Origin of the sequence: Paenibacillus sp. MAHUQ-63 (assembly GCF_028765165.1) — a bacterium.
Classification (GTDB): domain Bacteria; phylum Bacillota; class Bacilli; order Paenibacillales; family NBRC-103111; genus Paenibacillus_E.
The window spans coordinates 193873-208546 of the sequence record NZ_JARADB010000002.1 but is presented as its reverse complement, the minus strand read 5'-3'; the positions used below and the strand labels follow the sequence as shown (position 1 = coordinate 208546).

Below are 14674 nucleotides of genomic sequence, written 5' to 3'. Positions count from 1 at the left end.
CTCACCTCAGACCGTCAGATCATTTTCAGATTTAATATCGATAGCTTCTTGCAGAAGCTTCTGGAGAACAGCGGCGAAAACGGCAATCACCATAGACGCGAATATCAAGACCAATCCGATCAAGATGATACCTGGGGCATCATCCTTCTCCGCAAGGAGATACAGGAGCGGCATCCCTACCACATACAACATGCCGAATGCGACGGCACAGTGTTTAATGCTCTTCAAAGCCTGTACGGATAGCTCCGAGAAAGCCTTGTTCTTGTCGATATAGTTCAAAAGTTGAAAGGCTTGATAAAGCGCATAGAAAAAAGGAATCGCCGTTGCATACAAATCCATGTAAAAGAGATATTTCAAATACGCCATGTCCGGATACAATTCTGCTGCAAATTCTCCGATCTTGGGCACTACAAATATGCATAGCGCAATTACCGGCAGACCAATCAGAACCAGCGCTGCCTTCAGAAAGAGAGTTGTTCCCCGTTTCATTAAAACCACCTCACATCGTTATTTTCGATTTTTAATTTAACATATTATTTATCGTTTATCAATAAATAATTACCGAATATAATTATGTTTTTATCAATAAAAAGCAATCCAACTAACATAGAGGCTTGTATCGCGTCCTCCACTTCTAAAGATGAAACCCATCGCTCACCCATCCGCCACTCCGCCCCAGCTAGGCGATACATGGAAAAACTCCCGTTATTCCGCAACCAAACTCTCTTACAGAAGGAATAGCTGGAATATCTCCCGTTAAAAACAACACCAGTTGGATAAATGCAGCAAATTTGGCGGAATTAGCAGGAGAAATTCCTGTTGTCCCGTCAGCGAGAGGGATTTTTCGTTATTTTAAAAGGAGAAATTCCAGTTACGGGTAAGGAGCTCCTTCCTTTCCTGAGCATCCTGGCTTTCGTTGAAAGCCCTTCCAACCTCCATACAAAAAAATAACGACTGCTATCCCGTTCTCGGAATAACAGTCTAATTACCACCTTATGGAATTTACACCGGCTGTCTGCTGACATAACGGATTACCCATCCGCCACTCCGCCCCAGCTAGGCGATACATGGAATCCTTCGATCGCCGTCCGTCACTCCGCCCCCGCCAAGCGATACATGGAAAAACTCCCGTTATTCCGCAACCTAACTCTCTTGCAGAAGGAATAGCTGGAATATCTCCCGTTAAAAACAACACTAGTTGGATACATGCGCCAAATTTGGCGGAATTAGCAGGAGAATTTCCAGTTATCGCGTCAGTGAGAGGGGGTTTTCGAAGTTTTAAAAGGAGAAATTCCAGTTACGGGTGATGGGTTAGGATCGTATTTCGTGCATCCTGGCTTTCGTTGAAAGCCCTTCTACCCTTCATACGAAAAAAATAACGACTGCTATCCCGTTCTCGGAATAACAGTCGTCCTCATCTCACCATATGGAATTACACCATCTGCTGCCCGCCGCCATAACGCCGTACCCGCAGATCCGCCTGTTCCTTGTGGCCCATGAAATTTTCAATTTCACACAGCCGCGAAACGTACGAGCCGACCAAGTGACTCACTTCTTCCGTACAGCGCTGGTACGTGCAAGGTTTCAGAAACTTGCCTACCACAAGCCGTCGGTATACCTGGCTGCGCCTTTGGTCGGCAGCGTGTGATTCGTACCAATCGCCTTATCGCCATAAGTGACATTCGTTTCAGGTCCGAGAAACAAGGCGCCATAGTTTTTCATATTCCCCAGGAAATAATCCGGATCCTCCGTCAGCACCTCCACATGCTCGTATGCGAGCCTGTCAGCTTCCCGAACGGCTTCCTCCTTACTATCCACGACGAGCACCGTGCCATAGTCCCGCCAGGCCGCACCCGCAACGTCGGCGGTCGGGAGTGTCAGCAGCTGCTTCTCGATCTCGACCAGCGTCTCCCGCGCAAGCGCCTCGGAGGTCGTAATGAGCGCCGCCGGGGACGTCGGCCCGTGCTCGGCCTGCCCGAGGAGGTCGACGGCCACCATCTCGCTATCAGCGGTATGATCGCGATAACGAGCACCTCCGTCGGACCCGCGATCAGGTCAATGCCCACCTTGCCGAAGAGCTGGCGCCTTCGCTTCGGCGACATAGGCGTTGCCCGGTCCGACCAGCATGTCGACAGGCTCGATAGTCTCCGTTCCGAGCGCCATCGCGGCCATCGCCTGAATGCCTCCGAGCACGTAAATCTCGTCTGCGCCGGCATAAGCCATCGCGCAAATCGTCGCCGCCGGGATCTCCCCCTTAATCGGCGGGGGGCAAGCCATGACGCGCCGGACGCCGGCGACCTTCGCCGTCAAGATGCTCATATGCGCGGAGGCGACCATCGGATAGCGCCCGCCGGGAATATAGCAACCGACGCTGCTGACCGGGATGTGCTTATGGCCGAGGATGACGCCGGGCAGCGTCTCGACCTCCAGGTCTTGCATAGTTGCGAACTGTTTCTCCACAAATCCTCTCACCTGCTGCTGCGCGAAGCGAATATCGTCCTTGACCCGGTCCGGCACACGGGCGATGATTGCTTGAATTTGTGCCTCGCTCAAGCAAAAGCTCTCCGGCGACCATTGATCGAATTGCGCCGACAGCTTGCGGACGGCCGCATCTTGGTCGGCCGCGACGTCCTGTATGACGTCTCTAACGGTCTTATAGACGGCATCTTCCATGCATGTATACCCGGCCTGAACTTGTCCCTGCTTCACATACTTCGCCATAGTCACCTCCTATATTTGTCCATCCAATTACACCAACGGGACGGCGTGATCACGTAGTCCGGCACCTCGGCGAACGCAAGCGCCATCTCCTGCAGCGTCTGCTCCCGAATGGCCTTCGTGCGCAGAAGCGCTATATTCTCGTGAACCTGCTCCGGCGACTCTGCGCCGAAGACGATGCTGGCAATCCCCGGCATATGGTGAACGTAGGAGAAAGCAAGCTCCGCCACGGTCATGCCTTCCTGTTCGGCATAGGCCTGCAGCCGGGCAAGCCAAGGCGCCGCAGGCTTGAGCCGCTCCTCCAACCTCGCCGGATTCTTGAAGAATAATCCCTGCAGATATATACTGCGAACGAATAACCGCTTGTTCGAGTCCTTTAACCGCGCGAAGGTTCCGTTCGCAAACATCCGGCGGTCGAGCACCATCGGCTCTCGCCATGCGGCCGAGCATCGTCCGGTACCCTATGGAAGAATGTATTCTTTTTCCATTGTAGAAACAGGTGATGTATTCAAAGATCTTGTATTTCGCTTCTGCCCGCGTTTTGAACTTGTTTAAATAAATAAGTTCTTTCTTCAAAATGCTATGAAAAGATTCAATGCAAGCGTTGTCGTAACAATTTCCCTTACGACTCATGCTTCCTTTCATCTTGTAGCTACGAAGACGCTTCTGGTACGTAATGGACGCATACTGACTCGTGTTAGCCTGTATGGATGGCGGCAGGAGAGCAGCCGCGAGATGGCTTTTCATCGGAACGCTCTACCGCCGATCTGCGGATCCGTTACGTTGGAGATTACCCGATGCCAGAATACGTTTGCTTGCTCAGAAGACGATTTACTTTCTCAGCACAGATCATCATCAGAACAGTAAAAGCAAGCACAACAATCGGGAATAAAGCAATATCCGTCCGAGCAGCCAGCCATCCGAAGAGCGGAGGCAGCAAGGTGGTTCCCGTATAGGCGACAGCCATCTGATATCCCATTAGCTTGGCGGAATTTTCCCTTCCGAAGCGCGCCGGCGTTTCATGAAGCAGACCGGGATAGATGGGGGCAAGCCCAAGTCCGATACAAATGAGCCCTGCCATGAAAAGTTGAGGCAGAGGAAGCAGCACCATGATACCGCCCGCAAGGGCAATGATCTGACCGGACCGGATCAGCACGCGATTGTGGATTTTCAGGGTAATAAAGCCGGTTACCAGCCTTCCAAGTGTGATGCCGCCATAATACAATGCAATCCACCCGGCAGCTGTCTCGGCTGTCATATGCTTGGCCCCGACTAGATAGCTAGCCCCCCACAATCCTACCGTGGATTCAACCCCGCAATAGAACAGGAAGGCGAAGAGCGTATGTTTAACCCCTTTGATCCGGAGCACGTTAGCATGTTGGGCACTGTCTTCAATTATCCGTTCGGGTCCGGCATCACCTAGTGGAGGCACATTGTTCGGCTGCTCCGTCTTCCTGATTGCAGCAACACGTTTCCATAGGGGAAGTGTAGCCAACAAGAGGACAGCTAGTGAGAACTGGATGATGGATACCGCCGTATAACCCTCTCTCCAAGAGTAATGTTCCTGCATATAAAATGACATGATGATGGGCCCTATCGTAGCCCCTACTCCCCAAAAGCAGTGCAGCCAGTTCATGTGATGAGCCTTATAATTGTCAGCTACATAATGATTAAGCGCCGCATCAATAGCCCCTCCGCCGATGCCAAGCGGAACGGCGGCAACGATAAGCCAGACCACCGACGGCGCCATAGCGAAGCCGAGCAGAGCGCCTGCCGTAAGACAGCAGCTGATCAGCGTAATTTTACCGGTCTCTATTCGACGCACCAGACTCCCGCTGAGCAGGCTGGACACGATGGTCCCTCCGGCCACAATCATGGACAAGACTCCCGCGAAGCCGAAGGAAGCTCCCATGTCGGACCGCATCACAGGCCACGCCGAACCCAACAGAGAATCCGGAATTCCCAGGCTAATGAATGCCGCATAAATGATGATTAAGAACACGGTTGCCATTGTAACACTCCTTCGCAGACATTTATTGGGATTGGACTTAAGATCTGAATTCTAGCAACAATCCGTAATCATCAGATTAAGCGCTAATTGCTCCAAACCGGTCAAGTAGTCCTGCCGCCAATCGCTCATCAGGAGCAATGGCAAATGTTCTCGCGGAATATAGGCTGCACTTCTGTCCGCAATCCTGTTCAGAAGCGCTTCATCCACCTCATCATCGCAAAAAACGACCGCCCTAGGGTTAAGGATGGCGGCGAATGCGGCAACTAAGCGGGCGACCGCATCGATCTGGTTGTCTCCGGCCAAGACAAGCCGGCCATCGCCCGCTTCCCTCTGCAGAGCTTGAGCGAAGGAGCGATTATCGTACTGCGGCACGAAGGATATCTCACCCGAGAAAGATGTGCTGCCTCGCACGACATCGCCATTGATCATAATGCCGGAGCCCGGCCCGTTCTGCCCGAAATACAAATAAATCAGCGATTCGTTCTCGATTTCGAAGTTCGACGCATAGCCAAGCACCGAGGCATTCATATCGTTTTCGACCACGACCGGTATTTGAAACCGGGATTCAAACTCTTCTTTCAAATCATAGTTAACGAAATGCTGATACGGCGGGATGAAAATAATTTTCCCATTGTTCACGGCGCCAGGCACCCCGATCGCAATGGAACGAAGCCTTGGATATTTCTCGATCAGCGTTTCGATAAGGTCCGCCAGCAGATCCGCATCTTGCTGAAGGACACTTGGCTTCGTTCCCTGCTCCTTAACCTCTCCCACACAGTTAAATATCGAATAATTCGTCTCGTTCTTCTCAATAAAAACCGCCAACCCCAACATGTATTCCGGATCGTACGCATACCGTTTGGCTCTTCTGCCTCCGCTGGAATCATCATCGCCTGTATAGCGGATTTCTCCGTCCTTCTCCATCTGAGCCATAAACTTGCTGATCGTGGGGAAGCTGATTCCCAACCGCTGACTGAGTTCTGCTTTCGTTGCGCTTCCCATTGTGATAAGCCCTGCGCGGATACGGTAAATCAGCGGTTCCCTCATCTCTTTCGGCGTTTTAAACGTATTGGTCATGTCGATCAGAGCCTCTTTTCAAAAAACGTGTCGAACTTATTAAAATATTTTAATAAGTTTAGTTTATCTTAGCAGAAGTTGCCTCCGAGAGCAATGCCTCCATCCCCAACAGATCCCGTTTAAAACGCGAAAAGGCAACCGATATCGCCGGTTGCCTTATGCCTCTATGAATGGAGTTGCTTCGCCAATTCGATGACGGATTGGATGAAAGGTGCTTTCATTTCCGTATAAAGCGCTCTATCTTCCGAATATAAGCTTGCAAGCTGCTTCTTCAGATTCGCATATTCCAATAATTTGTCAGGATGGGTTCTAAGGTAATCACGAAATAACAGGTTATGGGCCCATTCCACACCGGATACCTCATAGACGTGAAGGTGATGTGTCCCTTTTCTCCATTCGCCTTTACGAAAAAAACGGCGGTTGGGAAACTCCGGTTTCGGAACATATTCATAACCGAGCTTACTTAACGGTTCTATCCAAGAGTCTGCTTCATGAAGCCGATTCACGCCAACCGCAATATCCAGGATGGGCTTAGCAGGTAATCCAACTACCGAGGTACTTCCAATATGTTCGATAGAAACGGCTTTGTCTTGTAAAGCGAGGCGGATCTCCTTGTGCTCTTGTTCATACGCTTCCAGCCATTTGGGCGTATATTCTTGAATCGTAACTTCCTGGGCCATATCGTGTCCCCTCCGGTCCTTACTCGCCACACATCAAAAACCCGCGCAAACACGCGGGTCTGTTATTCGCCGTCTAACCTTGACCGATCCAATCTTCCTGGGCAACCTCTTGCCATCTGCTGCGAATAGCCTGATAAGCTTCTTGAGACAGATTACCTTGTTCAAGCAGTTTGGCGTTGGCCAACCACCGGTCAGGATTCGCTGTGCCGACGATGGCGGTGTGGACACCCGGTACCGTTAACGTGAATCGTAAAGCGGTGGCTACAGATTCATTCAGCTCACCTTGCAAAAAATCGTAGTTCAACTGCTGCAACCGGTCCCAATAGGTATGATGATAGCTGCTATCCGGCCTCTGTCCCGTCTTCCAAGCCGCATTGGCAATCGGCCGTTTAACAACGACGCCCATGCCTGCTTGCATGGCTGCAGGAATCGTTAATTCGATGGCTTCCTGATCCGCAATGTTAATGGAAGTTTCCAGCGAATCGAATGCGCCTGATTGAACCGCATACAAGCCGGCTTTATGATCGCCGCTGTAGCCGATGAAACGCGTCTTCCCTTGTTCCTTCGCACGCTGCAGCACTTCGATCACCTCACCGCGCCGAAGGATGGCTTCCGAGCAGCTATGCAGATGTATGACGTCTACGTATTCCGTTCTCAAGCGTTTTAAGCTGCGGTCGATGCTCAGCTCCAACAATTTCGGGTCCCAGTCCGGAAGCTCAAGCCCCGACGCATGGCCGCATTTGGTGAATAAATAGTAATCGTCACGCCGGTGCGAGACCGCTTGACCGATTAACTCTTCGCTAATGTTATAGCATTCCGCGGTATCGATCACGTTAAGGCCGGCATCGAGCGCACGGCCCAGCAGCTTATCCACGCTGTCCGGCGATGCACCCGAGAACCCGATCTCTGCGCCTCCGAAGCCCAGAACACTAACCTGCATGCCCGTCTTGCCATAAGCCCGTTTGTCCATGATGACTGACTCCTTCCTTCAGCTTACGAATTAGTCATTATCGCTTCTACGCGTTCCAGAACATCAGCGGATAAGGTGATCTCAGAGGCTTTCACGTTCTCTTCCACCTGTTCCGGACGGCTTGCCCCTACCAGTGCGCTAGCCACATTAGGCTGACGCAAAATCCACGCAAGCGCCAAGTTCCCGATGGACATGTTCAGCTCTGCGGCCACAGCTTCAAGCCGATTCACTTTCGCGATGTTCTCTTCTGTGAGACCTTTGCGGAAATTGTCCAGCTTCGCCGCCCGGCTATCTTGCGGAATATCGGCAACGGACTTGTATTTCCCTGTCAGCAGGCCTTGTGCCAACGGCGAGAAAACCACCTGACCGATTCCTTGCTGCTCGCCAAGCGGGATCACTTCTTTCTCGATATACCGGTTGAAAAGGTTATAAATAGGCTGATTGACGATGATTCGATCCAGCAAGTACTTATCGGCCACAGCCAAAGCCTGCGCCATTTGGGCTGCCGTCCATTCGCTCACGCCGACGTAGAGCACTTTGCCTTGTGTGACGAGGTCGTCCAGCGCACGCAGCGTTTCCTCGATCGGTGTTTCTTTATCATAGCGGTGGCAGTAATATACATCCACATAATCCGTATCCAACCGTTTTAAGCTCGCATGCAGCTGCTCAAAAATATGTTTGCGGGAAAGCCCCCTGTCATTCGGCCCATCGCCCATCTGGCCAAAGACTTTGGTCGCCAGCACATAGGAGTGCCTCGGATACGCTTTCAGAACCTCGCCGACGACCTTCTCCGCCTCACCGCGCTCGTACACATTCGCTGTATCAAAAAAATTAATCCCCAATTCATAAGCTTTATGAATGGAATTGACCGCATTCTCACGTTCTACATACCCGCCATAAGTCAACCAGCTACCCAAGCTGATCTCACTGACTTTTAATCCGGAAAGCCCTAATTTACGATATTTCATTTCGGTGCTACCTCCTAATATTTTCAATTTCAGGCTCTACTATTATAGCAATCGTATATGATTAAATGAAAGTAGTGAAAAATTTCTCACATAATATCCAGAATGAAAGTAAGTTACCTAGATGTAACTTACTTTATCACTTGCTTGCACGATAGGTTGGCGATTTGGCGATTACAATGACACATCCGTCCATTTAAAGGAATCTCACTTCTTTTGTCCAATTCATTTAAAGGAAACTAGTGTAGATTAGGGGGCTGTCTGGTTTGGATTTCTCTCAAGCAGAAATATTGTCTCAAGCATTCGAATATTCTACAGAGCAATTGGAGTTTTTTATTGAAAATAATGCGGACGCCATTTGGATCATCGATATTGAGGGGATCCTTATGAAAGTGAATCCTGCGTTCGAAACGCTGTTCGGATGGACTGCTGGAGAGATAAAGGGGCAGCAACTGCCCATTATTCCTGACTTTCTCCAAGCTTCAATGGATAAGATACATCAAGGGATCAAAGCGGGAGAAACGGTTGTGGGCTTGGAAACCACGCGCCAGCGAAAAGACGGTAGTTTCATCCATGTGAACGCCACGTTATCCCCGCTTCGCGATCGTGCCGGAACGATCATCGGCATCACAGGTATATGTCGGGACATTTCGGATCGCAAGCGTGCCGAAGAGGAGCTGCAAGCGAAAACAGAGCAATTGGAGTCCTTCATTGAAAACAATGCGGATGCCATCTGGATGATAGATAGAGAGGATACCCTTTTAAAAGTCAATCCTGCATTTAAAACATTATTCGGATGGTCTGCCGAAGAGATTACAGGCAAGAAGCTGCCTATTATCCCTGACCATCTCAAAGCTTCCATAGACAACGTCCATCAGCATATAAAAGCGGGAGAAACGGTTGTGGGTTTGAAAACCACCCGTGAGCGAAAAGACGGAGTTCTCATCCAGGTAGAAGCGACGTTATCCCCGCTTCGAGATCGGTCTGGTGAGATTATCGGGATCACTGGCATATGCCGGGACGTCACGGATCGCCAGCGTGCGGAAGAGGAGCTGCAAACGAAAAAAGAGCAATTGGAGTCTTTTATCGAAAATAATGCGGATGCCATTCTATTATTCAACTCCGATGGTGTTGTTCAACGCGTTAACAAAGCATTCGAGCATATATTCGGGTGGTCTAAGGAAGAGGTCGTTGGCACCGAATTGCATAAACTTCCGTTCATTCCTGCTGATCGTGTCGACGAGTTCAAGCATTTGCGTGAACAAGTGAAAGGCGGACAGCCGATCATCGGCGTCGATACGATCCGTAAACGTAAAAACGGGGAAGCTTTGAATGTCATTTTAACCGCTTCGCCTACACTCGATAGTAAAGGGAATCAATTGGGGTGGTCCGTCACCATCAGGGATATTACAGAGTGGAAAATTGCCCAAGATCACCTGCAAAATTCTGAAAAGTTAACGGTAGCTGGGCAGTTGGCTGCAGGGATCGCCCATGAGATCAGGAACCCGATCACCTCCATCAAAGGGTTCATCCAATTCATGAAATCCGGATTCGGAGAGAAACAGAAATATTATGATATCATCACCTCCGAAATCGAACGGATAGAATTGATTCTAAGCGAACTGCTGATCCTTGCCAAACCGCAATCGATTAAGTATGAGAGAAAAGATATCCGGGTGTTATTAAGCCAGGTGATGACACTTTTGGATTCGCAAGCGAACCTTAACAATATTCAATTTTCGTTTGAATTCAAGCCGGGCGCTACGCATCTGTATTGTGATGAAAACCAATTGAAACAGGTTTTCATCAATTTTATTAAGAATTCCATCGAGTCCATGCCGGAAGGCGGTAAAATAACGATTGAAATCTTTTGTGATCATGATCAAGAGATTGTGATCCGTATTACCGACCAAGGCTGCGGAATTCCTCCGGAAGTTCTCTCCAAATTAGGACAACCCTTCTATACGACCAAAGAAAAAGGAACCGGATTGGGCTTCATGGTGAGTAAAAAAATCATCGAGAATCACTCCGGGAACATTCATGTTGAAAGTGAAATCAACAAAGGCACGAGGATTGAAGTGACCCTGCCTATCTCCAATTGAAAAAAACAGGGAGCTGCTGCCGCGCGGCAATCTGCTCCCTGTTTCTGACTATTCTATGCTGCTGTCATTCAACCGCTTTGTGTACATTCCCGCTTGGCATTCGCGCCGTCAGGGCAAGCATTAGCAATCCAAGGACCGCACATGTCCATGCCATGCTGTGCAGATGAGGGGTCGTAATGTTTTTGCCGAAGAGTGCTGCGAGTAAACTGGATGAAAGAATAGTACCGATGAACCGGGAAGTCATGAAAAGCCCCGAGGCAATGCCGGTTTCTTCTTTCGTTACGAAATGGTAGAGCGCTGTCTGCATCCCCAAATTATTAAAGCCGTTTGCGATCCCCAGCACGCATAACACCAGGAAGATCGTCACTGCGCTCGCCTGGTCCTGGATGACTAGCAGAAGCAGGCTTCCTCCAACGACCAGAGCTGTGCCGGCGATTAGCGGCGGCTTCGAGCCGGAGCGGTCGATCCACCGGGCGACCAAGGGCGTAACCAATACGCTGACGCCGGCGATCGACAGCATCACGAGGCCTGTTTGCTGCGGGTCCATCTTCTGAACACGCTGCAAATAAGACGGAATACCGAACATAATGGAATAGAAGGCTATATTCGTCAAAATGAACTGGGCGTAAATACGGGTGACCGTCATATTATTCCGTAAGAAAGTAACATTGATGAAGGGCTTGCTATGCCTGCGTTCATACCGGTACAGCAGGACTGACAATCCTACCCCAACCAAGAGTTCCCATATACTTACCCGGTCTGCCAAAGACAAGAAGAACAGCAACCACATGAAGATCGTTGCAGAGAATAACGCTACCCCCCACCAATCCATATCCGCCGCACGTCCTGTCGTTTTCGGATCTCTTGGGAAAAGTTTCCAGGCGAGCACGAATGAACCGATAATGAAAGGAAAGTTGCAGAGGAAAATAAGCGGCCAATCGCCATAATGCAACAAGAATCCGCCAAGCGAGGGACCGAATGCCGCGGAAGTGCTTGAGAATATCGATAGTATGCCGAGCGCCTTCGCTTGATTGGACGTGATTTGACTGCGAATCATGCCCATACCGGATGGGAACAATGCCGAGCTGCCCAGAGCCTGAATGATCCGAAATCCGATCAGCCAACCGAAGCTGGGGGACAACGGAGCGAGACTCGACGATAAGGTGACGAGCAGCAGCCCCAGCATGAACACTTTCTTGCGGCCGAACAAGTCGCTCCACTTGCCCATTAGCGGCTGTCCGATCGCGCTGGCCAAATAATAAGTGGAGATTAGCCACGATACATCAGCGAATGTAAGCTGGAAATCTTCCTGCAAACGGGCCAAAGCGACCGAAATCATGGTCGTATTCAGAGGATTCAGCAGAGTGCCGAGAGCTACCGCAGTAATAAGCAATATTTCTTTTCGTTTCATCGCTGTTTCTTTGACAGTCATGATCCTACCTCCCGGTTACTCTACTGAAGCAGTACATGTTCTACGTAGCGGAGTTCATTTCCTTCATCTCCGCTTTCTCAGCGCGGCGCGCAAACCAGGTCGCCAACAGCGATCCTGAAATGTTGTGCCATACGCTGAAGATGGCGCTTGGGACCGCAGCGATCGGGCTGAAATGAGCCGATGCCAATGCAGCGCCTAGCCCCGAATTCTGCATGCCTGTCTCGAACAGAACGGCTTTGCGTTTGCTGTAATTCATGCGGAACAGCTTGGCGAACCAGTACCCCAACAAATACCCGAGACCATTGTGCAAAATAACGACCGCAAAAATGAGCAATCCGCTTTCCACAATTTTGGCTTTGCTGCCGCCAACTACGATTGCGACGATAATGACAATCGCCACGGTGGAAACGAGCGGAAGTGCAAGCACACTTGCTTCCGCCTGCTTTTTAAACAAGCTTTTGACGATAACACCAAGAATAATTGGGAAAATAACAACCATCAAAATGTCTTTAATAAGAGCTCCGCCGTCAATCGGCATCCAGCGGCCTGCCAGCAAGCTGATTAACGCAGGCGTTGCCAGAGGTGCGATCAACGTGGAAACGGAAGCGATGGAAACGCCAAGTGCGACATCCCCTTTGGCCAGCAGCGCCATGACATTGGAGGAAGTCCCGCTTGGGCAGCAGCCGACAAGAATGACACCGACAGCTATTTCAGGGGGAAGCTTCAACAAAATGGCCAGCCCGTATGCGAGCAGGGGCATAATCATATAATGGCCGACAACGCCGATTAACACTTCAAGCGGACGGCGGAATACTTCACGGAAATCAGCGGATGACAGCGTAAGCCCCATCCCGAACATGACGATGCCTAGAAAAATCGAGATATAACCCTTTAGCGGTATAAATACCTGAGGGAAGAAAAATCCCAGACATGCGAAAACGATCACCCACACCGAAAATGTTCTTCCTACAAAACTACTTACTTTTGCAACAGTGTTCATGCTTTCAGTCCTCACTTATGATGTAATGTACAATTCATATTGCAGCCGCTGCCGCGGGATGAATATTAGTACATAATAAGACAACTAAGCTTTATTCGTCTAATATATGATCGATATAGACCTTATAGGTAACACCTATATACCTATTCCTCTCTACTCTACACCAAATAAGAAGAGCCTTGCATCCCTGTGCAAGACTCTCCTTGTGTACCGCTGCTAAAAGCGCCGATTTGTCTTATGCGGCACCGCATCCGCCGTTTCTTGATAGAAGGTCAGCAGCCGGTCCTTCAGTTCGGCAAGAACGCCGGCATAGGAAGGATCGTCGATCCGATTGACTGTTTCGCCCGGATCGCTTACCAGATCGTAAAGCTCATCCGTTTCATATAGCCGCCTCACATACTTGTGCGTTTGGGTGCGGCACATGACAGCCTTCGTATGCTCCGCCCCTTCGCTTTGCTGCAAGCCCACTCTGGGCCAATATAAGCCGGTTGGCGTCGTTTGGGCGACGCTGTCCTTCTCCATGCAGTGAGTCTCGCCGTGAATTCTCCCGCCTTCGCAGAAGACCGCGTCGCGATGTTCATCCGTTTCTCCGGCCAGTAGCGGCAGAAGCGAACGTCCGAAATGGGTATGCTCCGGCTTCAAGTCAAGCAGAGCCTCGACCGTTGCGGGGAAATCGACCAGCTCCACCAAAGCTTCGCTGACACGCGGTACGACGGGAATGTGCTTCGGCGGCTTAATAACGAAGGGGACCCGGGTTAGCGTATCCTCGAACGTATTCTGAGTTTTCTCCACGAGCCCGTAATCTCCCGTGAAATCGCCGTGATCGGAGAAGAAGAACACCGCCGTATCGTTATATATGCCGGCTTCCTTCAAAGCATCGAGAAGCAAGCCGAACTGATGATCCACCCGGGCGCACATCCCGTAATAGGTCGCCCGCAGCTCGTCCCAGCGTTCCTCCGTCCACGCTTGCAGATGCTGCCGTTCGTAAATCCCCTTAAGCAGACTTGGCTTGCCGTCCCAGTTACCGGGTGCAGGAATTCTTGGCGGCAGCTTCTGCCTGTCGATCCGGCTGAACCAAGGCTCCTCCACGCCATAAGGCGGATGAGGGTAAAGCAAGGGTAGATAAAGACAAATCGGCTGGTCCGCAGGAGCATTCTTGATAAATTCGATGGCCCCCAGCACATTCGCCCAGTCGTTGTCATAATAAGCTTCCTCAGCCGGGTCTTTCTCCAGCTTGCCGGCGTAGAAGGAGTAATAATTGTCCCCTTCGGGCTCGCCCCTCCACTCATCATGCCCATGGAGGTTCGTTTCCGGGCGCGGCTGCTTCTCTGGGTTATATTTGATATCGCAGTAATCGTCATACCCGTTCTCGGCAGGCACCAAATCGTTCTTCCCGCCCCACCATACGGAGTAGCCCTGTTCCTTCAACGTGCGAAGCAGAACCGGCTCATCCGGCTGCATCATATGGAACATCGTGCGATGCCCCCGGACATGCGGATACCAGCCGCTCATGAACGAGCATCGGCTCGGCGTACATACGGGATTTTGGCAAAAGGCGCTGCGGAACGAAACGGCCTCGGTTTCGACCAGCCGGTCGAGCACCGGCGTTACCGCCGCAGCGTTCCCGACATGACCGAGGACGTCCCCCCTCCACTGGTCAGGATTGAAAATGACAATATGCGGTTTGTTCTTCATATCGAGCAGCCTCCTTGGTTAAAT

The 14674-nt window shown here is 50.7% G+C and carries 12 protein-coding genes and 2 pseudogenes; 1 reads left to right on the top strand and 13 read right to left on the bottom strand.

Going from position 1 to position 14674, the window contains the following annotated elements:
* Positions 1 to 6: 6 nt before the first annotated feature.
* From PUT07_RS09250 to PUT07_RS09210, 10 genes and pseudogenes are all read right to left on the bottom strand, one after another.
* On the bottom strand, positions 7 to 489 hold the full coding sequence (locus PUT07_RS09250; RefSeq protein WP_274467668.1) for a DUF2975 domain-containing protein: 483 nt from the start codon (positions 487 to 489) through the stop codon (positions 7 to 9).
* 943 nt (positions 490 to 1432) lie between these two features.
* Complete coding sequence (locus PUT07_RS35420; protein ID WP_338000748.1) at positions 1433 to 1603, bottom strand: hypothetical protein; 171 nt, start codon at positions 1601 to 1603, stop codon at positions 1433 to 1435.
* A pseudogene (gene hisD / locus PUT07_RS09245) lies at positions 1597 to 2673 on the bottom strand (histidinol dehydrogenase). The gene PUT07_RS35420 and the pseudogene hisD overlap by 7 nt, the downstream one beginning before the upstream one ends.
* Positions 2674 to 2723: 50 nt before the next feature.
* Positions 2724 to 3143 (bottom strand): aldo/keto reductase, encoded by a 420-nt coding sequence (locus PUT07_RS09240; RefSeq protein ID WP_274467667.1) that lies wholly within the window; start codon positions 3141 to 3143, stop codon positions 2724 to 2726.
* Positions 3144 to 3168: 25 nt separating this feature from the next.
* Positions 3169 to 3408, bottom strand: a pseudogene (locus tag PUT07_RS09235) (integrase core domain-containing protein); the annotation flags it as partial.
* 100 nt (positions 3409 to 3508) lie between these two features.
* A complete protein-coding gene (locus PUT07_RS09230) occupies positions 3509 to 4729 on the bottom strand; it encodes an MFS transporter (RefSeq protein ID WP_274467666.1) in 1221 nt (406 codons plus the stop codon).
* A 51-nt stretch (positions 4730 to 4780) separates the two neighbouring features.
* On the bottom strand, positions 4781 to 5806 hold the full coding sequence (locus PUT07_RS09225; RefSeq protein ID WP_274467665.1) for an ROK family transcriptional regulator: 1026 nt from the start codon (positions 5804 to 5806) through the stop codon (positions 4781 to 4783).
* A 164-nt stretch (positions 5807 to 5970) separates the two neighbouring features.
* Positions 5971 to 6486 (bottom strand): GrpB family protein, encoded by a 516-nt coding sequence (locus tag PUT07_RS09220; RefSeq protein WP_274467664.1) that lies wholly within the window; start codon positions 6484 to 6486, stop codon positions 5971 to 5973.
* A 73-nt stretch (positions 6487 to 6559) separates the two neighbouring features.
* On the bottom strand, positions 6560 to 7456 hold the full coding sequence (locus PUT07_RS09215; protein ID WP_274467663.1) for an aldo/keto reductase: 897 nt from the start codon (positions 7454 to 7456) through the stop codon (positions 6560 to 6562).
* 23 nt (positions 7457 to 7479) lie between these two features.
* Positions 7480 to 8424, bottom strand: a complete 945-nt coding sequence (locus PUT07_RS09210) for an aldo/keto reductase family protein (protein ID WP_274467662.1) — start codon at positions 8422 to 8424, stop codon at positions 7480 to 7482.
* 263 nt (positions 8425 to 8687) lie between these two features.
* Here PUT07_RS09210 and PUT07_RS09205 point away from each other — a divergent pair, with 263 nt between their 5' ends.
* Positions 8688 to 10523 carry a PAS domain-containing sensor histidine kinase gene (locus PUT07_RS09205; protein ID WP_274467661.1) on the top strand — a complete coding sequence of 612 codons (1836 nt, stop codon included), beginning with the start codon at positions 8688 to 8690 and terminating at the stop codon, positions 10521 to 10523.
* A gap of 64 nt (positions 10524 to 10587) precedes the next feature.
* Here PUT07_RS09205 and PUT07_RS09200 read toward each other — a convergent pair whose 3' ends face one another.
* From PUT07_RS09200 to PUT07_RS09190, 3 genes are all read right to left on the bottom strand, one after another.
* Positions 10588 to 11955, bottom strand: a complete 1368-nt coding sequence (locus tag PUT07_RS09200) for an MFS transporter (RefSeq protein ID WP_274467660.1) — start codon at positions 11953 to 11955, stop codon at positions 10588 to 10590.
* Between the two features lie 40 nt (positions 11956 to 11995).
* Positions 11996 to 12955: a bile acid:sodium symporter family protein gene (locus tag PUT07_RS09195; RefSeq protein ID WP_274467659.1), complete on the bottom strand. Its 960-nt coding sequence runs from the start codon at positions 12953 to 12955 to the stop codon at positions 11996 to 11998.
* Between the two features lie 216 nt (positions 12956 to 13171).
* A complete protein-coding gene (locus PUT07_RS09190) occupies positions 13172 to 14650 on the bottom strand; it encodes a sulfatase-like hydrolase/transferase (protein ID WP_274467658.1) in 1479 nt (492 codons plus the stop codon).
* Positions 14651 to 14674 lie beyond the last annotated feature (24 nt).

Bases quoted from the DNA above. Each gene is read 5' to 3' on its own strand.
- PUT07_RS09250 (WP_274467668.1), bottom strand. From the start codon at position 489: ATGAAACGGGGAACAACTCTCTTTCTGAAGGCAGCGCTGGTTCTGATT.
- PUT07_RS09240 (WP_274467667.1), bottom strand. From the start codon at position 3,143: ATGGTGCTCGACCGCCGGATGTTTGCGAACGGAACCTTCGCGCGGTTA.
- PUT07_RS09230 (WP_274467666.1), bottom strand. From the start codon at position 4,729: ATGGCAACCGTGTTCTTAATCATCATTTATGCGGCATTCATTAGCCTG.
- PUT07_RS09225 (WP_274467665.1), bottom strand. From the start codon at position 5,806: ATGACCAATACGTTTAAAACGCCGAAAGAGATGAGGGAACCGCTGATT.
- PUT07_RS09220 (WP_274467664.1), bottom strand. From the start codon at position 6,486: ATGGCCCAGGAAGTTACGATTCAAGAATATACGCCCAAATGGCTGGAA.
- PUT07_RS09215 (WP_274467663.1), bottom strand. From the start codon at position 7,456: ATGGACAAACGGGCTTATGGCAAGACGGGCATGCAGGTTAGTGTTCTG.
- PUT07_RS09210 (WP_274467662.1), bottom strand. From the start codon at position 8,424: ATGAAATATCGTAAATTAGGGCTTTCCGGATTAAAAGTCAGTGAGATC.
- PUT07_RS09200 (WP_274467660.1), bottom strand. From the start codon at position 11,955: ATGACTGTCAAAGAAACAGCGATGAAACGAAAAGAAATATTGCTTATT.
- PUT07_RS09195 (WP_274467659.1), bottom strand. From the start codon at position 12,955: ATGAACACTGTTGCAAAAGTAAGTAGTTTTGTAGGAAGAACATTTTCG.
- PUT07_RS09190 (WP_274467658.1), bottom strand. From the start codon at position 14,650: ATGAAGAACAAACCGCATATTGTCATTTTCAATCCTGACCAGTGGAGG.